The organism is Pantoea sp. FN0307, assembly GCF_050113815.1.
Lineage (GTDB): Bacteria > Pseudomonadota > Gammaproteobacteria > Enterobacterales > Enterobacteriaceae > Mixta > Mixta alhagi.
The window spans coordinates 532,792-553,863 of sequence record NZ_JBNJSO010000002.1 but is presented as its reverse complement, the minus strand read 5'-3'; the positions used below and the strand labels follow the sequence as shown (position 1 = coordinate 553,863).

General features: G+C 54.4%; 21 protein-coding genes and 2 tRNA genes. 8 read left to right on the top strand and 15 right to left on the bottom strand.

Annotated elements, in window-relative coordinates; translation table 11 throughout:
- Position 1 precedes the first annotated feature (1 nt).
- The 4 genes from gudD to ACQE3Z_RS10140 all read right to left on the bottom strand — a co-directional run bounded on the left by gudD (position 2) and on the right by ACQE3Z_RS10140 (position 4,552).
- Entirely contained in the window at positions 2 to 1,342 is a 1,341-nt protein-coding gene (gene gudD, locus ACQE3Z_RS10155; protein WP_426973684.1) for a glucarate dehydratase, read from the bottom strand.
- 10 nt (positions 1,343 to 1,352) lie between these two features.
- Entirely contained in the window at positions 1,353 to 2,699 is a 1,347-nt protein-coding gene (locus tag ACQE3Z_RS10150; protein ID WP_426973683.1) for an enolase C-terminal domain-like protein, read from the bottom strand.
- Positions 2,700 to 2,708: 9 nt separating this feature from the next.
- Positions 2,709 to 4,055 (bottom strand): MFS transporter, encoded by a 1,347-nt coding sequence (locus ACQE3Z_RS10145; protein ID WP_426973681.1) that lies wholly within the window; start codon positions 4,053 to 4,055, stop codon positions 2,709 to 2,711.
- Between the two features lie 266 nt (positions 4,056 to 4,321).
- The gene (locus ACQE3Z_RS10140; RefSeq protein ID WP_426973680.1) at positions 4,322 to 4,552 is read right to left on the bottom strand and encodes a hypothetical protein; all 231 of its coding nucleotides are present in this window, start codon (positions 4,550 to 4,552) and stop codon (positions 4,322 to 4,324) included.
- A gap of 18 nt (positions 4,553 to 4,570) precedes the next feature.
- Between ACQE3Z_RS10140 and garD the strand changes: the two genes are divergently transcribed.
- Positions 4,571 to 6,130, top strand: a complete 1,560-nt coding sequence (gene garD / locus ACQE3Z_RS10135; RefSeq protein ID WP_250650756.1) for a galactarate dehydratase — start codon at positions 4,571 to 4,573, stop codon at positions 6,128 to 6,130.
- 35 nt (positions 6,131 to 6,165) lie between these two features.
- Here garD and ACQE3Z_RS10130 read toward each other — a convergent pair whose 3' ends face one another.
- From ACQE3Z_RS10130 to syd, 4 genes are all read right to left on the bottom strand, one after another.
- The gene (locus tag ACQE3Z_RS10130) at positions 6,166 to 6,612 is read right to left on the bottom strand and encodes a flavodoxin (RefSeq protein ID WP_426973679.1); all 447 of its coding nucleotides are present in this window, start codon (positions 6,610 to 6,612) and stop codon (positions 6,166 to 6,168) included.
- A gap of 11 nt (positions 6,613 to 6,623) precedes the next feature.
- A complete protein-coding gene (gene truC, locus ACQE3Z_RS10125; RefSeq protein WP_426973677.1) occupies positions 6,624 to 7,403 on the bottom strand; it encodes a tRNA pseudouridine(65) synthase TruC in 780 nt (259 codons plus the stop codon).
- The gene (locus ACQE3Z_RS10120; RefSeq protein WP_250650759.1) at positions 7,403 to 7,729 is read right to left on the bottom strand and encodes a YqcC family protein; all 327 of its coding nucleotides are present in this window, start codon (positions 7,727 to 7,729) and stop codon (positions 7,403 to 7,405) included. Before ACQE3Z_RS10120 ends, truC begins: the two co-directional genes overlap by 1 nt.
- Before the next feature lie 604 nt (positions 7,730 to 8,333).
- Positions 8,334 to 8,888: a SecY-interacting protein gene (gene syd, locus ACQE3Z_RS10115; protein ID WP_426973675.1), complete on the bottom strand. Its 555-nt coding sequence runs from the start codon at positions 8,886 to 8,888 to the stop codon at positions 8,334 to 8,336.
- A gap of 107 nt (positions 8,889 to 8,995) precedes the next feature.
- On the opposite strand from syd, the gene queF reads away from it, so the two are divergent.
- The 3 genes from queF (at position 8,996) to xni (ending at position 12,182) form a co-directional block, all read left to right on the top strand.
- Positions 8,996 to 9,841, top strand: a complete 846-nt coding sequence (queF, locus tag ACQE3Z_RS10110) for an NADPH-dependent 7-cyano-7-deazaguanine reductase QueF (RefSeq protein WP_085070376.1) — start codon at positions 8,996 to 8,998, stop codon at positions 9,839 to 9,841.
- Between the two features lie 183 nt (positions 9,842 to 10,024).
- Entirely contained in the window at positions 10,025 to 11,389 is a 1,365-nt protein-coding gene (ppnN, locus tag ACQE3Z_RS10105; RefSeq protein ID WP_426973673.1) for a nucleotide 5'-monophosphate nucleosidase PpnN, read from the top strand.
- 37 nt (positions 11,390 to 11,426) lie between these two features.
- Positions 11,427 to 12,182 carry a flap endonuclease Xni gene (xni, locus tag ACQE3Z_RS10100; protein WP_426973672.1) on the top strand — a complete coding sequence of 252 codons (756 nt, stop codon included), beginning with the start codon at positions 11,427 to 11,429 and terminating at the stop codon, positions 12,180 to 12,182.
- A gap of 219 nt (positions 12,183 to 12,401) precedes the next feature.
- On the opposite strand, the gene rlmM is transcribed toward xni, so the two are convergent.
- The 4 genes from rlmM to ACQE3Z_RS10080 form a co-directional block, all read right to left on the bottom strand.
- Positions 12,402 to 13,502 carry a 23S rRNA (cytidine(2498)-2'-O)-methyltransferase RlmM gene (gene rlmM / locus ACQE3Z_RS10095; RefSeq protein ID WP_426973670.1) on the bottom strand — a complete coding sequence of 367 codons (1,101 nt, stop codon included), beginning with the start codon at positions 13,500 to 13,502 and terminating at the stop codon, positions 12,402 to 12,404.
- Positions 13,495 to 13,890 carry a DUF423 domain-containing protein gene (locus tag ACQE3Z_RS10090; RefSeq protein WP_250650766.1) on the bottom strand — a complete coding sequence of 132 codons (396 nt, stop codon included), beginning with the start codon at positions 13,888 to 13,890 and terminating at the stop codon, positions 13,495 to 13,497. Before ACQE3Z_RS10090 ends, rlmM begins: the two co-directional genes overlap by 8 nt.
- 57 nt (positions 13,891 to 13,947) lie before the next feature.
- Complete coding sequence (gene gcvA, locus ACQE3Z_RS10085; RefSeq protein WP_085070366.1) at positions 13,948 to 14,865, bottom strand: glycine cleavage system transcriptional regulator GcvA; 918 nt, start codon at positions 14,863 to 14,865, stop codon at positions 13,948 to 13,950.
- Positions 14,866 to 15,206: 341 nt separating this feature from the next.
- Positions 15,207 to 15,431: a YgdI/YgdR family lipoprotein gene (locus ACQE3Z_RS10080; RefSeq protein WP_426973668.1), complete on the bottom strand. Its 225-nt coding sequence runs from the start codon at positions 15,429 to 15,431 to the stop codon at positions 15,207 to 15,209.
- A 218-nt stretch (positions 15,432 to 15,649) separates the two neighbouring features.
- On the opposite strand from ACQE3Z_RS10080, the gene csdA reads away from it, so the two are divergent.
- Together csdA and csdE are read left to right on the top strand one after the other, a co-directional pair.
- Entirely contained in the window at positions 15,650 to 16,855 is a 1,206-nt protein-coding gene (csdA, locus tag ACQE3Z_RS10075) for a cysteine desulfurase CsdA (RefSeq protein ID WP_426973667.1), read from the top strand.
- Between the two features lie 5 nt (positions 16,856 to 16,860).
- Positions 16,861 to 17,325: a cysteine desulfurase sulfur acceptor subunit CsdE gene (csdE, locus tag ACQE3Z_RS10070; protein WP_426973665.1), complete on the top strand. Its 465-nt coding sequence runs from the start codon at positions 16,861 to 16,863 to the stop codon at positions 17,323 to 17,325.
- Here the strand turns inward: csdE and tcdA are convergent.
- Both tcdA and mltA read right to left on the bottom strand, forming a co-directional pair.
- Positions 17,288 to 18,091 carry a tRNA cyclic N6-threonylcarbamoyladenosine(37) synthase TcdA gene (gene tcdA, locus ACQE3Z_RS10065; RefSeq protein WP_426973663.1) on the bottom strand — a complete coding sequence of 268 codons (804 nt, stop codon included), beginning with the start codon at positions 18,089 to 18,091 and terminating at the stop codon, positions 17,288 to 17,290. The genes csdE and tcdA overlap by 38 nt on opposite strands.
- A gap of 56 nt (positions 18,092 to 18,147) precedes the next feature.
- Positions 18,148 to 19,299, bottom strand: a complete 1,152-nt coding sequence (mltA, locus tag ACQE3Z_RS10060) for a murein transglycosylase A (RefSeq protein ID WP_426973662.1) — start codon at positions 19,297 to 19,299, stop codon at positions 18,148 to 18,150.
- Positions 19,300 to 19,501: 202 nt separating this feature from the next.
- Between mltA and ACQE3Z_RS10055 the strand changes: the two genes are divergently transcribed.
- Together ACQE3Z_RS10055 and ACQE3Z_RS10050 are read left to right on the top strand one after the other, a co-directional pair.
- A tRNA-Met gene (locus tag ACQE3Z_RS10055) sits at positions 19,502 to 19,578 on the top strand.
- Between the two features lie 49 nt (positions 19,579 to 19,627).
- Positions 19,628 to 19,704 (top strand) — tRNA-Met (locus ACQE3Z_RS10050).
- An 86-nt stretch (positions 19,705 to 19,790) separates the two neighbouring features.
- Here ACQE3Z_RS10050 and amiC read toward each other — a convergent pair.
- Positions 19,791 to 21,038 carry an N-acetylmuramoyl-L-alanine amidase AmiC gene (gene amiC / locus ACQE3Z_RS10045; RefSeq protein ID WP_250650771.1) on the bottom strand — a complete coding sequence of 416 codons (1,248 nt, stop codon included), beginning with the start codon at positions 21,036 to 21,038 and terminating at the stop codon, positions 19,791 to 19,793.
- Between the last annotated feature and the right edge of the window lie 34 nt (positions 21,039 to 21,072).

Below are 21,072 nucleotides of genomic sequence, written 5' to 3'. Positions count from 1 at the left end.
CTTAGCGCACCAGACACGGACGTTTGTTATCAAAGCGCCAGTTCGGCACCAGGAACTGCATTGCCTGCGCATCATCGCGCGCGCCCAGCCCATGCTGTTGATAAAGCGCATTGGCTTTCATTACCTGATCCATATCCAGCTCAACGCCCAGCCCTGGCTTCTGCGGCACCTGCACCATGCCGCCCTTGATCTCCAGCGGCTGCTTCGTCAGGCGCTGGTTGCCTTCCTGCCAGATCCAGTGCGTATCGATGGCGGTAATCTTGCCTGGCGCGGCGGCGGCAACGTGGGTAAACATCGCCAGCGAAATATCGAAATGATTATTGGAGTGGGAACCCCAGGTCAGGCCGAACTCATGACACATTTGCGCCACACGCACCGAGCCTTGCATGGTCCAGAAATGCGGGTCGGCCAGCGGGATATCCACCGACTGCAGCGACAGGGTATGCCCCATCTGACGCCAGTCGGTGGCGATCATATTGGTGGCGGTCGGCAGACCAGTGGCGCGACGGAACTCCGCCATCACTTCACGTCCTGAATAACCCTGCTCGGCACCGCACGGATCTTCCGCATAGGCCAGTACGTTGCGCAGCTGTTTACCCAGCTTAATCGCCTCTTCCAGCGACCAGGCGCCGTTGGGATCAAGCGTAATGCGCGCCTCCGGAAAACGCTGCGCCAGCGCGGTTACCGCTTCCGCCTCTTCGCTGCCTGCCAGCACCCCGCCCTTTAGTTTGAAATCGTTGAAGCCATATTTCTCATACGCCGCCTCGGCCAGCCTGACGACCGTTTCCGGCGTCAGCGCCTCCTCATGACGCAGGCGATACCAGTCGCAACTGGCATCCGGCTCACTCTGGTAGGGCAGCGTCGTTTTGCGGCGATCGCCCACGTAAAACAGATAGCCGAGCATCTCAACCCGATCGCGCTGCTGCCCTTCACCCAACAGGCTGGCAACATTAACGCCAAGGAACTGCCCCAGCAGATCAAGCAGCGCGGCTTCAATACCGGTAACCACATGAATGGTGGTGCGCAGGTCAAAAGTTTGCGTACCGCGTCCGCTGGCGTCGCGATCGGCAAAGGTGGTGCGCACCAGACTGAGCAGGTTTTTATATTCGCCCAGCGTATGGCCGATAAGCAGAGCCGCGGCCTCTTCCAGCGTCTGGCGGATTTTCTCGCCGCCGGGAATTTCACCTACGCCGGTATGGCCAGCGTTATCCTTGATGATGACAATATTGCGGGTAAAAAAAGGCGCGTGCGCCCCGCTCAGGTTGAGCAGCATACTGTCGTGACCGGCAACGGGGATGACCTGCATAGCGGTAATTCTCGGCGTGGCGTTCTGTTGGCTCATGGTCGATTCCTTATGCTTTGCTGCGCCCGAACGCCGGGCGCTTGCGATCGAAAGTCCAGCCGGGAATAAGATATTGCATCGCGGTTGCATCGTTCCGCGCGCCGCCCGGCAAGGTTTTGTACAGCTCGTGCGCCTGTTGCAGGCGTTCCCAGTCCAGCTCAATACCCAGTCCGGGCTTATCGGGCACGGCAATTTTGCCGTGACGGATCTGCAACGGCGCTTTGGTCAAATGCCGATCGCCTTCCTGCCAGATCCAGTGAGTGTCGATGGCGGTCGGCTTACCCGGCGCGGCCGCGCCGACGTGGGTAAACATCGCCAGAGAAATATCGAAATGATTGTTGGAATGGCAGCCCCAGGTCAGGCCCCAGTCGTCGCAGAGCTGCGCAACGCGCACCGCGCCGCTTAAAGTCCAGAAATGCGGATCGGCCAGCGGAATATCCACCGCGTTCAGCATGATGGCGTGCTGCATTTCACGCCAGTTGGTGGCGATCATATTCGTCGCGACCGGCAGGCCGGTGGCGCGGCGAAACTCCGCCATCACCTCACGCCCGGAATATCCCTGTTCCGCTCCGCAAGGGTCTTCGGTATAGCTGAGAACATCCTGTAGCCCTTTGCAAAGGGCGATCGCTTCATCCAGCATCCAGGCACCGTTAGGGTCAACGGTAATCCGCGCGTCCGGGAAGCGTTTTTTCAGCGCACGCGCAGTCTCTATTTCCTCTTCGCCCGGCAGCACGCCCCCTTTTAATTTGAAATCTTTAAAGCCGTAACGATCCTGGGCCGCTTCCGCCAGCCGAACCACCGCCGCGCTATCCAGCGCCTGTTGATGGCGCAGGTGATACCACTCATGTGTTGCCCGTTCGCCGCTCAGGTAAGGCAGATCGGTTTTCTGCCGGTCGCCGATATAAAACAGGTAGCCCAGCACCGTGACCTCATCGCGCTGTTTGCCTGGCCCAAGCAGCTCGGCTACTGGCACATTCAGGCACTGGCCCAGCAGATCGAGCAGAGCAGCCTCCAGCGCGGCCACCGCATTGACCCGCAGTTCAAATGTCCAGGCACCTTTGCCGAAGGTATCGAAATCAGCATGCTGATTACCTTTATGCACCTGCTGTACCAGCCGGTTCATGCGGCCGACTTCATGTCCAACCACCTGCGGGATCGCCTCGGTTAGCGTCTGTAAGATGGTTTCCCCGCCTGGTGCCTCACCCAGGCCGGTATGCCCGGCGCTATCGGTTAACACCACGATATTGCGGGTAAAGTAAGCGCTGTGCGCCCCGCCGATATTGAGCAGCATACTGTCATGACCGGCAACCGGAATCACTTTCATATCGGTAATGACGGGCGTGCTTTGCGTATTCATCACCTCTCCTTACGCTACTTTTTTCAGCTCAATGCGTTTGATGTCACCCACCAATACCAGGTAGCTCAGCACCGCAATGAAAGCATGGATCCCCACATAGATCAGCGCGCCGTTATAAGAACCGGTGGTGGCGATGATGTAGCCAATAGCGATAGGGGTAACGATGCCGGAAATATTGCCAAACATATTGAACAGGCCGCCGCTGAGGCCGCTCATCTCTTTAGGAGCGGTATCTGCCATGACCGCCCAGCCGAGCGCGCCGATGCCTTTACCGAAGAAAGCCAACGCCATAAAGAACACCACGACCCATTCGGTATCAACATAGTTACAGGTCACCATTGATATGGAGAGCAGCATGCCGAGAACGATAGGCGTTTTACGGGCGATATTCAGCGAGCCGGTTTTACGCATCAGCCAGTCAGAGATAACTCCGCCAAGCACGCCGCCAAGGAAGCCGCAGATAGCCGGTACCGAGGCGATAAACCCCGCTTTCAGAATCGACATACCGCGCGCCTGCACCAGATAAACCGGAAACCAGGTAATAAAGAAGTAGGTAAGGGCGTTGATACAGTACTGACCGAGATAGATCCCGAGCATCATCCGCGAGGTGATCAGCTGACGAATCTGGAGCCACTTTTCACGTCCGCTGACTTTTTCCTGGCTCTTTTTCGCATCCATATTGATCAGTGCGCCGCCTTTCTCCATATATTCCAGCTCGGCCCGGTTAACGCCTGGATGATCGTTAGGATCGTGGATCACCTTCAACCAGATAAAGCTCAGGATGATGCCCAGCCCGCCCATGAACCAGAAGACATGCGCCCAGCCTACCTGCGAGGTTAACCAGCCCATAATTGGCGCGAAAATAACGGTGGCGAAATATTGCGCTGAGTTAAAAATCGCTACTGCGGTGCCGCGCTCCTGCGCTGGAAACCAGGCGGCAACGATCCGACTGTTGCCGGGGAAAGATGGCGCTTCCGCCAGTCCCACCAGAAAACGCAACATAAAGAGCGCAACGATAACGGTAAATCCTTCAAAAATATCAACAAACCCTTGCAATAGCGTAAACAGCGACCAGATGAAGATGCTCCAGAAATAGACGCGCTTCGAGCCGAAACGGTCAAGCAGCCAGCCGCCGGGGATTTGGCCAATCACATAAGCCCATGAGAACGCCGAGAAGATATAGCCCATGCCGACCGGATCGAGGCCAATATCTTTCGCCATCTCAGAGCCGGCAATCGAAAGCGTGGCGCGGTCGCCATAGTTAAAAGATGTGACGATAAACAACATCACAACGATCCAGTATCGTGCGTTGGTTCTTTTTTCCACGGCGCTTTCCGCCTGGCTGTATGAATTCATGATGCACTCCTGAAATATAGCGGTACGCTACTTTCCACTCTGACTGCATACACTTCGCGTTGAGTATCAGAATGAGGTTGGGTTAAACATGGCGATAATTATTTGTTAGCAAAAACATCGATTACGCAGCGCTGTTGTCTCACCAGTCGTCAAAGCTGGGAAAAAGTATATGGAGCGCAACGGGGCAATTCACTGGAATAAAGCCCGATATTTGATGGTGAAAAATGCTTATTTTATGGCGTTTGCATAATTCGCTGCGGCACGGCTCACGGAATCGCTTTTTTCAGGCCGACAGGCTGAGGGCCAGCGGGAGTGCGGGTTGGGTTTGTGAGCCTCTTCACTTGCATTTGTTCTAAAGCCTGAAAATGAATTAAACGGTAAACAGAAACCAGGTCATTTGCATAATGCTCGCCCTGTTGCCGCTTCTTATACTTTTCACAGCAAAAACCTAAGACGCGGTTTTCACCAGCGCCATCTCCCTTTCCACCCTTTTCCATTTACTGGATACCGAAGCAATGAAAATATTCGAAGAGACGCCGCGCTACATTCGGGTACACGAAGACGACAATGTCGCTATCGTAGTGAATGACAACGGTTTATCGGCTGGCAGCCTATTTCCCTGCGGCCTGCGCCTGACGGAACATGTTCCTCAGGGGCACAAGGTGGCGCTCAGCGCGATTGCGCGTGGCGAAACCATTCGCCGTTATGGCGAAGTGATTGGCTACGCGCTGCGTGATATTGCTCAGGGCAGCTGGATTGAAGAGTCGCTGGTAGCGCTACCGGAAGCGCCGCCGCTGGAAAGCTTGCCGCTGGCGACGCGCGTGCCGGAGCCGCTGCCGCCGCTGGAGGGTTATACCTTTGAAGGCTACCGCAACGCCGATGGCAGCGTCGGCACGCGTAATCTGTTGGGAATTACCACCAGCGTACACTGCGTGGCTGGCGTAGTGGATTATGTGGTCAACATTATTGAGCGCGAGCTGTTGCCGCGTTACCCCAACGTCGATGGCGTGGTGGCGCTGAATCATCTCTACGGCTGCGGCGTGGCGATCAATGCGCCAGCAGCTATTATCCCTATCCGCACCATTCATAACCTGGCGCTGAACGCCAACTTTGGCGGTGAGGTGATGGTGGTGAGCCTTGGCTGCGAGAAACTCCAGCCGGAGCGGCTGTTAGCCGCTAACGGCGATGATGTACAGGCGATCTCCCTCGGCGAAGAAGATATTGTGCGTTTGCAGGATGAACGTCATGTCGGCTTTGAGGCGATGGTGCAGGAAATCCTGCGCGTGGCGGACCGGCACCTGCAGCGCCTGAACCAGCGACAGCGAGAAACCTGCCCCGCTTCTGAGTTGATTGTGGGTATGCAGTGCGGAGGTAGCGACGCTTTTTCCGGCGTAACGGCAAATCCTGCGGTGGGCTACGCCTCGGATCTGCTGGTGCGCTGCGGCGCAACGGTGATGTTTTCCGAAGTCACCGAGGTTCGTGATGCGATACATTTATTAACGCCGCGCGCGGTAGATGAGGCAACCGGTAAGCGACTGCTGGAAGAGATGGCCTGGTATGATGAATATCTGCGTCAGGGTCAAACCGATCGTAGCGCCAATCCTTCGCCGGGCAATAAAAAAGGCGGGCTGGCAAATGTGGTAGAAAAGGCGCTTGGCTCGATTGCCAAGTCAGGACGCAGTGCCATTGTTGAGGTGCTGTCGCCGGGACAGCGTCCCACGAAACGCGGACTGATTTATGCCGCCACGCCCGCCAGCGATTTTGTCTGCGGTACGCAGCAGATGGCTTCCGGCATTACGCTACAGGTTTTCACCACCGGACGCGGCACGCCCTATGGCCTGGCCGCCATTCCGGTGATCAAAATGGCGACGCGCACCGCATTAGCTAACCGCTGGCACGATTTAATGGACATTAACGCGGGCACTATTGCGACCGGAGAAGAGAGCATTGAACAGGTGGGCTGGCGTTTATTCACGTTGATTCTGGATATCGCCAGCGGTCGTCAGCAAACCTGGTCCGACCGCTGGGGCATTCGCAATGCACTGGCGGTGTTTAATCCCGCTCCGGTAACCTGACCGGCGAAAAGCAACGCTTACCGAAGCGGGAGGGATTACAGCAGCTTGCCCCAGTTTTCTACCCAGGGCGAGGTCACGCTTTCCGGCTCCGGTGATTCCATCGCATCCACCAGCAGTACATCGCCTGTACGCATTGCGCCCTGCTCCTGCAGCAGGGCGTCAAAGGTTTTCCCTGCGCCGCAGAAGTGATCGTAGCTGCTGTCGCCCAGCGCGATAACGCCATAGCGCAGCTGCGGCTGATGCCCCAGCTTATCTTTTACGTCGTGATACAGCCCGGCAATGCTGTCAGGAAAATTACCCTGCCCGGTCGTGGACGTAACAATCAGCGCAACTTTGTCGCTATACTGCTGCCAGTCGTTAAAGCTGGGATCTTCAAAAATCTGTACCTGATGTCCCTGCTCTTGCAGGATCGGCTCCGCCTCTTCCGCGACCAGCAACGCATTGCCGTAAACCGTTCCGACGAAAATACCTATCTGCGCCATAAACTTCTCCCTTAATGTGATTCTCTATCCTGGCCTGGCGTCTGTGCAAACTCAACCCTGGGAATATCAGGGAGATGGTGTTGCCAGCCAAACTGCTGCATCAGACGCTGCCACTCATGATCGAGCCCGGCCCGTAAAATAAGCGGCTCGCCGGTAACTGGATGGTTCAGCGCCAGGCTGCTGGCGTGCAGCATTAAGCGGTCGCAGCCAAAATGCTGCGCCACACCGCGGTTCTGACGTAAATCACCGTGGGTGGTATCGCCAATAATCGGGTGACGCAAATGAGAGAGATGACGCCGCAGCTGATGTTTGCGTCCCGTTGCAGGTTGAAGCTCCACCAGGCTGTAGCGGGAAGTAGGATATCGGCCAATTGCCACCGGCTGTTCCGTGATTGCCAGTCCGCACCAGTGGGTTACCGCCGGCTGTGGTCCTTTATCCGGCGAGGCATATTTATCCCCTATCTTATCCAGCTCTTCGGTAAGCGGATAATCGAGCCGCTCCGCGCCCTCCAGCCAGCCACGTACCACGGCATGATAGGTTTTTACCATCTGGTGCTGCTCAAACTGCTGCGACAGCAAACGACCAACCTCACTGGAAAGCCCCATCAGCAGAACGCCGGAGGTAGGACGATCGAGGCGATGCACGGTAAATACGTGCTGCCCAATTTGATCGCGCACCGTTTGCATCACCACGACTTTCTCTTTGCGATCCAGCCAGCTGCGATGCACCAGCCATCCGGCCGGTTTATTTACCGCGACCAGCCACTCATCTTGATAGATAATTTCCAGCATCAACGATCCGTTATAAACAGCGCATCAAGCGCGCTAAGGTGAATCAGCAACTCGCGCCGACCCGGCATCCCGGTTTCCAGCGCCATTTCATAATAGGGCGCGATAGCAAAATTCTGCGGTAGCGCAGCCTCGGCATCGAGCAAGGCGTGCATCCGGGGGATCAAGACCCACTGCAACCACTCCAGCGGCTGCATGGTATCGAGGAAAAACGGCTGTGTGCTGTCGAACGCAGCCGCCTCAGGCGCTTCGCTCTGCCATAGCGCATGCGTTTTCAGTAATGCTTCGACCGCCAGCAACCCCTGGCGAACCTGATGTTCACGGTGCATGGGCATCCTCACAACGGGTGAAATTTTAAGGGCGGCAAGCATAGCATCGCCGGGGCGGCGGGAAAACGCGCAGCATAAAAAAAGGGGGCACTGTATTAACAGTGCCCCCGGTTCGTTTGCAGCAGTCCCGCTACTCTGGTGCTCCCTGCTCATCCATGAAAACTTTTCCCTGTTGTCATCCTGACAAACACGCCTTCATGGCGATACTCCATTGGCTTTCCTGGCCCACCAGTCGTCCTGTCTGGCTCTCATTCTCCATCCTGGAGGTGTCCTTTTATTCCATCCTGGAATATTCAGCTTCGTCCTGAAGCCATCCTTTAACGCCTTTCCCTGTGCGGCACATCATCCTGATGAACGCCTTCCCTGACGTTGTCCAATCCACGGATTCCCTTTCCGATAATGTACAGTTTGCCTTAGCCAGCACAGGAAACAAGATACCTTTTCCTTTAACAGTTAAGCCTGGCAAAAATCTGAAAAGGCAGATTTCACTAAGTTGATGATTTACATTATTTTCACAAAAAAACTTTCAATTTTCTTGTGGTTTTTTCTGGCGATCTCTTACAGCTAATGTAAGAGATGTCTCACAGTATGATAAGTCGATCGCTTAACTCACCTCAGTAACCGGTTGTAATGCCTTAAGAAACGTCCGAAGATCCGCTGCCAGTTTTTCACGTCGTGGCGTTCCCAGTGTTTCACAGATCACTTCACCCGTTAAATTGCACACCGATATAATTTCTGAATCAGAAGATGTGGTGGCAATAAACAGGGTTGGAGTTTGTTTTAAACGCCTTTTCATGACCAAATGCCCAATCAGATTTTCCTGTACTCGCTCAAAATCGGTCTCGCTCCATACCTGAAGTAAAGTGATTGGCCGTTGCCCGAGCGTCGCCTGCATATCTCCGGCGAATTGCGTTGTATAATAACTCACCACCGAAGACTGTAGCTGTAGTTCCAGCGCCCGTTCTACCGCCGCAAGGTGCGGTTCCAGGCTAAAAGGCTGCGGCTGCCACAGCACGCGTTCGTCACGATTTTCTGTCACGCAGGGCGAAGGAATTTCGTATAACTCGGCGCTGGCAGGCAGATGGCCATAATCCTGCTGCCAACGTTGGCAATAGTATTGAGTGAAGTCCCGCAACGCGGCGGCAATAAGATCATTCATCTTTTTTTACTCCAGGCTGACTGAGTTACACTTACAGCCTTGTTTACCGTTTCTTTATCACAGGAAAAGACGCAACTCGTCTTCCCCGACGGGTTTGAGGTTACGTTATGTCTTCTTATGAACAACATCAAGCGCTTGCCGGCCTGACGCTGGGCAAGCCAACCGCATATCAGGATCGGTATGAACCTGGCTTGCTGCAGGCGGTGCCCCGCTCGCTGAATCGTGAGCCTTTGGGTCTTTACCCCACTCATCTGCCCTTCCATGGTGCCGATATCTGGACATTGTATGAGCTCTCGTGGCTGAATGCGAAAGGCGTTCCTCAGGTTGCTGTGGGCGAGGTCGTGCTGCGGGCGGATAGCGTTAATCTCATCGAATCAAAAAGTTTTAAACTCTATCTTAACAGTTTTAATCAGACACGCTTTGCCGACTGGGGCGAAGTGCGCCAAACGCTGGAGCGCGATTTACGCGCCTGCGCGCAGGGTGAAGTCAGCGTGGCGCTGTTTCGCCTGCAAGAGATTGAAGGGCAACCCATTGGTCAGTTCGATGGTTTCTGCATTGATGAGCAGGATATCAGCATCGATGACTATCAGTTCAACGCTGATTATCTGGCCGATGCCAAAGGCGAAGAGATCGTTGAAGAGACGCTGGTCAGCCATCTGTTGAAATCGAACTGTCTGATTACTCACCAGCCTGACTGGGGCTCGGTACAAATTCGCTATCGCGGGCCGCGCATCAAGCGTGAGGCCTTGCTACGCTATCTGGTCTCGTTCCGTCATCATAATGAGTTCCATGAGCAGTGCGTGGAGCGTATCTTTAACGATCTGTTGCGCTTCTGCCAGCCGGAGACGCTGTCGGTATATGCCCGCTATACGCGACGCGGCGGACTGGATATTAATCCATGGCGCAGCAATACTGATTTTTCGCCCAGCCATTCGCGCCTGGTGCGTCAGTAAATTGCGCAGTTCCTCGCAGGACTGCGCGCTGTTACAGGAATCGGTTGAGGAACTTCAGTACAGCAAGCTACTCTGAGAAGCAGCGGTAGCGATACGCTACCGTCCAGGGATTTTCTCGTCACCGTGCGGTTATCGTAACGGCACGGTGTCATTTGTCACCCCGGCGGGTGTAAAGGAGCGCACTTGATTACACATATCAGCCCACTTGGCTCAATGGATTTGCTGTCGCAATTAGAAGTCGACATGCTGAAACGTACGGCCAGCAGCGATCTCTATCAGCTGTTTCGCAACTGTTCTCTCGCCGTGCTTAACTCCGGTAGCCAGACCGACAGCAGCCATGAACTGCTCTCCCGCTTTGAAAACTTCGATATTAATGTGCTACGCCGCGAGCGCGGCGTAAAACTGGAACTGATCAATCCTCCGGAAGAGGCCTTTGTTGACGGACGTATTATTCGTTCTTTGCAGGCAAACCTGTTTGCCGTACTGCGCGATATTCTGTTTGTTACGGGTCAGTTCGAAACGGCAGGCCGCTTTCAGCAACTCGATCTGGATAATTCCATCCATATTACCAATCTGGTTTTCTCTATCCTGCGTAACGCCCGCGCCCTGCACGTAGGCGAAAACCCTAATATGGTGGTGTGCTGGGGCGGGCACTCAATTAACGCCACCGAATATCAATATTGCCGCAATGTCGGCACCCAACTCGGCCTGCGCGAACTCAATATCTGTACCGGCTGCGGACCTGGCGTAATGGAAGCGCCGATGAAAGGCGCTGCGGTGGGTCATGCGCAGCAGCGCTACCGTGAAGGGCGCTTTATCGGTCTGACAGAGCCATCGATTATTGCTGCCGAGCCGCCGAACCCGCTGGTCAATGAGCTGATTATCATGCCGGATATTGAAAAGCGCCTGGAAGCGTTTGTGCGTATCGCTCACGGCATTATCATTTTCCCGGGCGGCGTCGGTACGGCGGAAGAGCTGCTTTATCTGCTGGGTATTCTGATGAATCCGGAGAATAACGATCAGGTGCTGCCGTTGATTCTGACCGGGCCCAAAGAGAGCGCCGATTATTTCCGCGTGCTGGATGAGTTTATCGTGAATACCGTAGGTGAGCAGGCGCGTCGTTATTACACCATTATTATTGACGATGCCACCGAAGTGGCGCGCCAGATGAAAAAAGCGATGCCGCAGGTTAAAGAGAACCGTCGTGAAAGCGGTGATGCTTACAGCTTTAACTGGTCGCTGCGTATTGAGCCAGACTTACAGGTTCCGTTCCTGCCTACGCATGAAAACATGGCCAATCTTAATCTCTATCCTAATCAGCCGCCGGAAAAACTGGCAGCGGCCTTACGTCGCGCCTTCTCAGGTATCGTTGCCGGTAACGTGAAAGAGATGGGTATCCGCGAGATTCGGCAGAAAGGCCCCTACAGGCTTCATGGCGACCCGGCCATTATGCATCGCATGGACGATCTGCTGCAGGGCTTCGTGGCTCAGCACCGCATGAAGCTGCCGGGCACGGCCTATATACCGTGCTACGAAATCATTAAATAATCGCAAACGGGCGGCTTCAGGTTGCCCGCCTTTAACTATGACTATTCATTTATTAATTGTTGATGCGCTCAATCTTATTCGTCGTATTCATGCCGTGCAGGGTTCGCCCTGTCAGGATCGTTGCGTAGCGGCATTACAGCAGTTATTAGGCCATACACAGCCGACGCATGCCGTTGCGGTATTTGATGATGAACTGCGTCGCGAAGGCTGGCGGCATCAGCTGTTACCCGATTATAAAGCGGGCCGTCCGCCAATGCCGGAGGATTTGCAGCGAGAAATGCCCGAGCTGCAGATGGCGTTTCGTCAGGCGGGCGTTTCCTGCTGGTCCGCTGAAGGTGATGAGGCCGATGACCTGGCGGCTACGCTGGCCGTGAAGGTGGCGCAAAGCGGCCATCAGGCGACCATTGTTTCAACGGATAAAGGGTATTGTCAGCTGTTGGCTCCTGAGATTCGCATTCGCGATTATTTTCAGAAACGGTGGCTGGACTTACCTTTTATTGAACAGGAATTTGGCGTTACGCCAGAGAAGCTGCCCGATTTTTGGGGGCTGGCAGGCATCAGCAGTAGCAAAATACCCGGCGTCGCAGGCATTGGTCCCAAAAGCGCCAGTCAGTTATTACAGCAGTTTGGTTCTCTGGAAACGCTCTATCAACAGCTTGATGCCGTACCAGATAAGTGGCGTAAAAAGTTAATCGAACAGCGTGAGATGGCATTTATTAGCCAGCGTGTCGCTACGCTGCGTACCGATCTTAATCTTAACGGTAATTTAAAGGCGTTGCGCCTGCAGAAGTGAAACCCGGTCCTGGCTGCTGCCGGGGCTGAGGAAACCACTTTTAATAAATGGTTATGACCTGCAAACCAGAGCCCCGTCGCGAATATTAAACCAGACCAGACGCAACTACATTGGGTTCTGCGCTTATATCTATTAAAAGCTTTTTGTAGTTAACTTAATCGCTAATCCCTTAGCGGAAGCAATACTATTCGCCCGGGATTAGCGTTGGTGTAAGATGTTCTACCGTTCGTCGCGACGGCCCGGCGCTGCGCCCCAAATGCGGCGAATATGCACCGTTACCTCTTCGCGATCGTGATAAAGCTGACGTGCCTGAATCTGGGCGTTAATGCCATTCTCCTGCAGCTTCTCCTGAATCATCGCCAGATTCTGCGATACTTCTTCATAGCGCTTCTTCATCGGCAGCTTCAGATTAAAAATCGCCTCGCGACACCAGCCGTTGATCAGCCATTCCGCCATCAAATTAGCCACGCGCACCGGCTTTTCCACCATATCGCACACTACCCAGCTAATATTGCTGCGCGTGGGACGATATTTGAACCCATCTTCACGATGATGCGTCACCTGCCCGGTATCCATTAAAGAAGGCGCCATCGGGCCATTATCTACCGCATGCACCATCATGCTGCGTTTCACTAACTGATATGTCCAGCCGCCCGGACAGGCTCCAAGATCAACCGCATACATCCCGCTAGCCAAACGTTCATCCCATTCATCAGCCGGAATAAACACGTGAAATGCCTCTTCCAGCTTGAGAGTCGAACGACTTGGTGCATCGGAAGGAAATTTAAGCCGAGGTATACCCATAAAAAACGGCGAATTATTGTTGGGATAAGAGTAACCCACATAACAGTGACCAGAAGCGATAAAGAACACATGGATCACCGGTCGGCTGGCGCTCTCGTAATTCAGCAAACTCTTCTGCTGACGCAGCGCGCTACGCAGCGGAACGGTAAACTTACGGCAAAACTTCAGCAATTCCTTCGCTTCATTGGTATCCGGCACCTCGACCCGAAGGTCGCCGCCCTTCTCTACCACGCCGTTTATCATCCCGGCCACTGGGGAGATACGATCTTCAGGCGGTAGATCACGCAGCAGTTCACCCACCACCACCATCTGACGAGCAAAAATCAGCTCGCTGAAAGGCAGTTCGCGCACCAGCTTGTCGGCCTCGGCCGCTTCATAACACTCAAACAGCACATAGCCGGAATTCTCTTTTACCCGAGCGAAACCATAAATTTCACGTTGCGCCGCTTTATCGGTAATCTCTGCCGCACACTCTTTCTCAAAACCGGAACGGCAATACAACAACACTTTATTCATGGCGATCTGCCTTTCTCTTCAGACGCAGCGCGCCGATTAACATTAAAATCCAACCAATCAGAAAACAGGTGCCGCCTACTGGCGTAATAAACACCCACATCTTCAAATGCGACAGCGCCAGACAATAAAGACTGCCGCTAAACAGCACTACGCCCAGGGCCAGAAAGGCGCTGCTCCAGTAAAACCAGATATTTGCGCGACGAAGCATCGCCGCAGCCAGGCCGATAATGGTCAGCGTATGCCAGGCCTGATAATCCAGACCGGTATGAATCCAGGCCATTTCTGTGGGCCCCAGAGACTGACTCAGGACGTGCGCACCGAATGCGCCAAAAGCGACAAAGAAAAATCCGCTGATGGCTGAAAAAATTAACATTGCACGACTGGACATCGAACGATCCTCGTAACATAACGCGCCGGGTCACTCCGTCGCGGTTAAATAAACAGGTTAATTGGCGTAGCGGAAGCGGAATTTTTCTTGCTCGCTTGCGGCTTTTGCCAGAATCCATTGTCGAAAGGCGGCTATTTTACCCAGTTCTGCCTGGCTGTCATGACAAACCAGATAAAAAGCGTTTTTACTTACCAGCACATCATTAAAAGGACAAACCAGGCGACCAGCCTCAATTTCACTTTGCGCCATAACATTGTTCGCCAACGCCACGCCCTGTCCATGAATCGCCGCCTGCAACACCATCGCGCTGTGGCTAAAAATCGGCCCCTGCTGCACATTAATATGCTGCAAGCCTAACTGGCGCGTATAGGATTGCCAGTCGCGGCGCGAAGCATCATGCAAGAGCGTCATATGTTCTAAATCGGCTGGCGTTTTTAACGGCTTATCGCCAGTAAGCAGCTGCGGCGAGCAAACCGGCAACAAATATTCAGCGTATAGCTTTTCTACACGCAGCCCCGGCCAGTTGCCGCGACCATAAAAAATCGCCACGTCCACATCGTCGGCCAGTTTCTCCTCTTCACGGTCTACCGCCTGGATACGCACATCGATTCCCGGATAAGCTGAGTTAAAGCTGGAGAGACGCGGCACCAACCACTGAATCGCAAAACTCGGCAGCAGGCTTACCGTCAGCGCGCCTTTGGCGCTGCGCGCCTGCAGCTTACGCGTCGCATCATTAAGCGCCGAGAAAATCTCTTTAATATCCAGATAGTAGCTTTGACCTTCCTCGGTCAATAATAACGAACGATTACGCCGCCGAAACAGCTTCAGACCGAGAAAATCTTCCAGAGACTTAATCTGATGGCTTACGGCTGCCTGGGTAACAAACAGCTCTTCAGCCGCTTTGGTAAAGCTAAGATGACGCGCTGCTGCATCAAAAACGCGCAGGGCATTCAATGGTGGAAGACGTTTTGACATGGTTTCCAAATCTTGGCTGAAACACTTTGACGCAACCCGAAAGCGCCGCGTTACGTATTAGATTTTTTTATCCGAGACATTATAAATTGTCCGTTGAGGAAGCTCCAGCAAATACCTATAGTTGCCGCACTTCCTGAGCCGGAACGAAAAGTTTTCAGAATAGGTAGGAAACTACTGATTTCAGAGGGCTTTTGGCTTGTGGTCGTGATGTTGTGTTTGCAATTTGATCTGACGCTTTTCAGATCGGGTAGCCTGGCTACCTTTTATTCCTGTAGATTTACCCTGTCTGTCCATAGTGATTTTAATAGCACCGCATAAGCGGTGCTTTTTTTTGCCTGAAATTACTGGCCCATCTCTACCATCTCTTTGACATCAGAGCGGTTGATCTGCTGCTCGTTGCCCTGAGCATCTTTATAGCTGATCATACCGGTATCATCGTCTACCATAGGCTTACCATCGGCAACAATCGTGCGTCCATCATTGGTATGCATAACGTAATTGCTGGAACAGGCAGCTAAAGTAAATGTCATGGCACAGGCGGCCAGTACTGCGGCGAGTTTTTTCATTTTCTATCTCCTTGCAGATTAAATGCGATAAACCAACCGTCCTAATCAGCCAGCGTGAATGGTGCTCAGCAGCAACATTCGCTCTGGTAAATCGGCGGTAAACAGTTTAAACCTTGCCTTTTCAGCATAACGCGGATTTGCTGCTTTGCCAGTGGCTTAGGCGCTATTCGGCCTGTTCCTGGCCGCAGAAGCTAAACCTTTATTGTAATGAGAACCGCATGACCCTATTTAATCCCGCCCAGTTCCGCCAGCAGTTTCCGGCGCTGGCAAACGCGGGCGTTTATCTGGACAGCGCCGCCACCGCATTAAAACCTCAGGCGGTGATTGAGGCCACCGATCACTATTACAGCCTGAGCGCCGGTACCGTGCATCGCAGCCAGTATGCGGCGGCGCGTAAGCTTACTGAGCGTTATGAAAGCGCGCGTGCGCAGGTGGCTGGCCTGATTAATGCGCCAAATCCACAGACGATTATCTGGACACGCGGCACCACCGAAGCGATCAACCTTGTGGCGCAGAGCGCATTCAGACCTACCTTACAGCCTGGCGACGAGATTATCGTTAGCGAAGCAGAGCATCATGCCAATCTGGTGCCCTGGCTAATGGTTGCTGAACAGACCGGTGCACGGGTGGTGAAATGGCCGCTGGGCCCGGATCGCCTGCCGGATATGGCGCTGTTACCCACGCTATTAACCGGTAAAACGCGTCTGCTGGCGCTGAGCCAGATGTCCAACGTGACCGGCGGCTGTCCCGATCTGGCGCAGGCGATAAAGCTGGCGCATGCCGCCGGGGCATTGGTTATGGTAGACGGCGCCCAGGGCGTGGTGCACTGCCCGCCGGATGTGCAGGCGCTGGATATCGATTTTTATGCCTTCTCCGGCCACAAACTTTACGGGCCGATGGGCATAGGCGCGCTGTACGGTAAACCGGCGCTGCTGGAAGCGATGGCTCCCTGGCAGGGCGGCGGCAAAATGCTTAGCCATGTGGATTTTAATGGCTTTACGCCGCAGCCGATCCCCTGGCGTTTTGAGGCCGGAACGCCAAACGTCGCAGGCGTTATCGGCCTGAGCGCCGCGCTGGAATGGCTGGAAAAGGTAGATATCGAGGCGGCAGAACGCTGGAGCTGTAGCCTGGCAACGCTGGCGGAAGAACAGCTACAGGCGATTCCCGGCTTTCGTAGCTTCCGCAGCGGTGAATCCAGCCTGCTCTCTTTTGATATTGCCGATATTCATCACAGCGACGTGGTCACGCTGCTGGCCGAAAGCGGCGTGGCGGTACGCGCCGGTCAGCACTGCGCGCAACCATTAATGGCAGCGCTGGGCGTCAGCGGTACACTGCGCGCCTCATTTGCCCCTTATAATAGCCTGCAGGATGTCGATGCGCTGGTGCGCGCCATCCATAACGCCATCACTTTACTGGCAGAGTAATCACTATGACGCTTATCGCTCCACATCCGTTTGCTGCACTGATCACCGTTTCATCATTAAAAGAAAAGTTTGCTGCCTGCCCCGGCTGGGAAGAACGCTATCGTCAGCTGATTCTGCTGGGCAAACAGCTGCCGCCGCTGCCGGATGCGCTGAAGAGCACGGAAATTGAGCTGAGCGGCTGTGAAAATCGCGTCTGGCTGGGTCATCAGCGCCTGCCTGACGGATCCCTGCATTTTTACGGTGACAGCGAAGGAAGAATCGTTCGCGGCCTGCTGGCGGTGCTGCTTACGGCCGTTGAACGGCAGCAGCCGGAAACCTTGCTGCAGCAGGATCCGCTGCAGCTATTTGATGAGCTGGGCCTGCGCGAACAGCTGAGCGCCTCGCGCAGCAGCGGGCTGGACGCGCTGGCCCAGGCGGTTCGCGCAGCGGCGGCTAACCCTGACGCGCCGCCTTCGCCAACATTTTCTTAAGCACGTGCGATACCGCCACAAAACCAAAGGTAGCCGTTACCATCGTAGCGGCGCCGAAACCGGAGGCGCAACCCATCCGTTTCGGGCCTTCTGCCGTGCTGCGTGAAGCGCAAACGCTGCCGTCCGGCTGAGGATAAACCAGTGCTTCAGTAGAAAACACGCAGTCGATGCCCAGCTTGCCTTTACTGTTTTTCACCACGCCAAAATCCTGCTTTAGCCGCTCCCGCAGCTTCGCCGCTAGCGGATCCTGAATGGTTTTCGCCAGATCGCTCACCTGGATCTGGGTAGGATCGATTTGTCCGCCAGCGCCGCCAGTGGTTACCACCGGGATCTTATTGCGGCGACACCAGGCAAGCAGCGCCGCCTTGGGCCGCACGCTATCGATGGCATCGATCACATAGCTGTAGCCTGCGCCCATCAGCTCCGCAGTATTATCAGGCGTAATAAAATCGTCCACGCAGTGAACCGTGCATTCCGGATTGATCGCCAGGATACGCTCGGCCATCACTTCCGTTTTTGCCTTGCCGACATTGCCCTGCAAAGCATGAATTTGCCGGTTGGTATTAGTGATGCAGACGTCGTCCATATCGATCAGGGTAATAGCACCGATACCGGTACGCGCCAACGCTTCCGCCGCCCATGAGCCAACGCCGCCGATGCCGATCACGCAGACGTGCGCATCGGCAAACAGCTGTAATGCGTCCTGACCATAGAGACGCGCCGTACCGCCAAAGCGCTGCCGCCAGGCGTCAGAGAGAACTCTCATGAAATAACCTTTGTTGATAGTCAATAGCGGGCCAGAACGGCCCGCTATACAGAAGTTTACTGGCTGGCGCTGACCAGCATTGAACCATTCTGGTTGTTTTGCACGTTACTGAACAGCGTAGTGCCGGTGCCCGGCGCAGCGCGCAGCACCCAAACGCGGCCATAATGATTAAAGAAGCCGGCCATATGCCCCGCCTCCGGCCCAATGCCCTGATAAATATCAAAGTGCTGCCCTTTGATGGCCCCGCCTACATCCAGCGCCACCATCAAACGCATCTCATACTTACCGGTGAACTTGCCGTCATTATTTAGCAGCGGCACTTCTGCCAGCAGCACCGTGCCCGGCGGGATCAGCGAACGATCCGCCGCAACCGACGCTTTCGCAATCAGCGGCACCGCGCTGGCACCGCGCACCGGCGTAAACTCCTCCGGCTTAAAGAAAACGAAAGAGTTATTGGTTTCCAGCAGCGCACGCACCTCTTCCGGGCTGTGCTCATCGGCCCACTTACGGATCGCCTGCATCGACATATCTTCGCGTTTCACTTCGCCGCGATCGATCAGCTCTTTACCGACGCTGTGATAGGCCCAGCCATTTTTACCGGCATAGCCAAAGAACATCAGCGGACGCCCATCGCCAAAATCCACATAGCCGCTGCCCTGCACATCCATAATAAAGTTATCCATCAGCGAATTGCTGTAGCCAATCACATAGCGCTCATCCAGCGCGCCGCTGTAGATCTGTGCCCGGCTCGGCAATTTGCGGCCTTTACTACGCGGCGGCATACGGTACAGCGGATACTGGAACTCGCCCTGGCGCGTATAGCGCGCGTGGATAACCGGCGTGTAATAACCGGTAAACTGGACGTTGCCGTAATTATCCACCCCTTCCATCTGGTACGCATCCAGGCCAAACAGTCGCAGCTGGCGTGTATCGCCCCCTGCCAGCAACCAGTTCTCAATAGCGCTATAGGTATTATTTTGACGTGTATATAAAGAAGAAGAGGCAAAGCGTATTTCACTGACCTGATCGCCGAAATCTTTACCGTTAACCGGACGCCCTTTGGCATTCGGCTGATTCACCAGCGCCAGAGGCTGCTCGATTTTGCCATCTTTATATTGCTGACCGCGATCGGTCGGCTTAGAGGAACAGCCCGCCAGCAGTGCTAACAGCGCGCCCGTAACCCAATACTTCGTCCAACGTCCTTTCATTGTATTCTCACCTCAGCTGCGTGCAGGGCAAGATAGCAAAGGGGTAATAAGAATGAAATGCGTTACCGGAAAAAGAGTCGCGCCATTTGTTTAATTAATCAGCAAGACGCGGAGATATTCAACAACTGGCGCTATTATCCCAATTAATTTTCAAAAAGGGGTTGCATCATAATCCGGTAAGAGTATAGTGCGCTTCCACGGACGCGGGATGGAGCAGCCTGGTAGCTCGTCGGGCTCATAACCCGAAGGTCGTCGGTTCAAATCCGGCTCCCGCAACCAATTAAGCAGTACGCAATAGAGTGTCGTGACGGAAGCGACAACATCCGGACGCGGGATGGAGCAGCCTGGTAGCTCGTCGGGCTCATAACCCGAAGGTCGTCGGTTCAAATCCGGCTCCCGCAACCAATCATTAAAACACCCTTAAGGGTGTTTTTTTGTATCTGGCGTTTGGTAAAAAACCGGTTCGCCCGCAAGCGCGCTCCCCGGTACTCTCACTTCTTATGGTGCGCCAGCGCCGCCCCTTTTGAAAAATAGGCTTTGATGCCGCCAAGAATCGCTTCAGCCACCTGCTGCTGATAGCGCGCCGTACGCAGCTTGCGCTCTTCCGCTGGGTTACTGATAAAGGCTGTTTCCACCAGAATCGATGGAATGTCGGGCGCTTTTAATACCGCAAATCCTGCCTGATCCACGCTGCGCTTATGCAGGTGGTTAATTTTGCCGATACGCGTCAGCACTTCCTTACCAAATTTCAGGCTATCGGTAATGGTCTGGCTTTGCAGCATGTCGAACATAGTATGGTCAAGATAGCGATCGCCGCTTTTACTTACGCCGCCAATTAAATCTGATTCATTCTGCGTTTGGGCAAGAAAACGCGCCGCCGCTGAGGTTGCGCCTTTAGTGGAGAGCGCGAACACTGAGGAGCCGCGTGCTGCCCGGCTGGTAAAGGCATCGGCATGAATGGAAACAAACAGATCGGCCCGCTGCTTACGCGCTTTAGCCACCCGCACCTTCAGCGGTATAAAGACATCTTCATTACGCGTCATATAAGCACGCATATTCGGCTCTTTATCAATCAGCGCCTTCAGGCGGCGGCCAATTTTCAGCACGATATCTTTTTCACGCGTCTTATGCAGGCCATGCGCGCCGGGATCTTCGCCGCCGTGTCCCGGATCGATCATGATAACGATAGGACGATCGCGCCCGGCTTTACCCGGCAGCGGCGCCTCGGCGGGCTGCGTACGTTCCAGATCGCCCTGATTATAATCCTTGAGCAACGCCAGTAGCGGATCGTCCTGGGTGTCGTACGCCGAATAGAGATCCACCACCAGGCGATGTTGGAAGCCAGCTACCGGCGCCAGCGTAAACAGGCGCGGCGCGACATTTTGCTTTAGCTCCAGCACGATGCGTACGGTGTTTTTATCGAACTGGCCCACACGCGCCGTTTTGATATAGGGATCGTTTTTCTGCACCAGATGCCCTACCCCTTTCAGTACCCGATTCAAGTGCAGGTTTTCAATATCGATCACCACACGTTCGGGATGACTCAGGGCAAACTGCTTATATTTCAGGGCCACGCTTGATTCAATGGTCAGGCGGGAATAGCTGGAAGAAGGCCAGATGCGCACCGCAACAATATGACTGCTGGCCGCTAACCCCACCCGGCTAACGCTCAATAGCCATATTGCTCCAGCGCCCTGTAACAGCCGACGACGGCTGATAACGGGATTAGATTCGGACATGCCGCTCCAGATACTGTGTTGTGTCTAAAAAAAA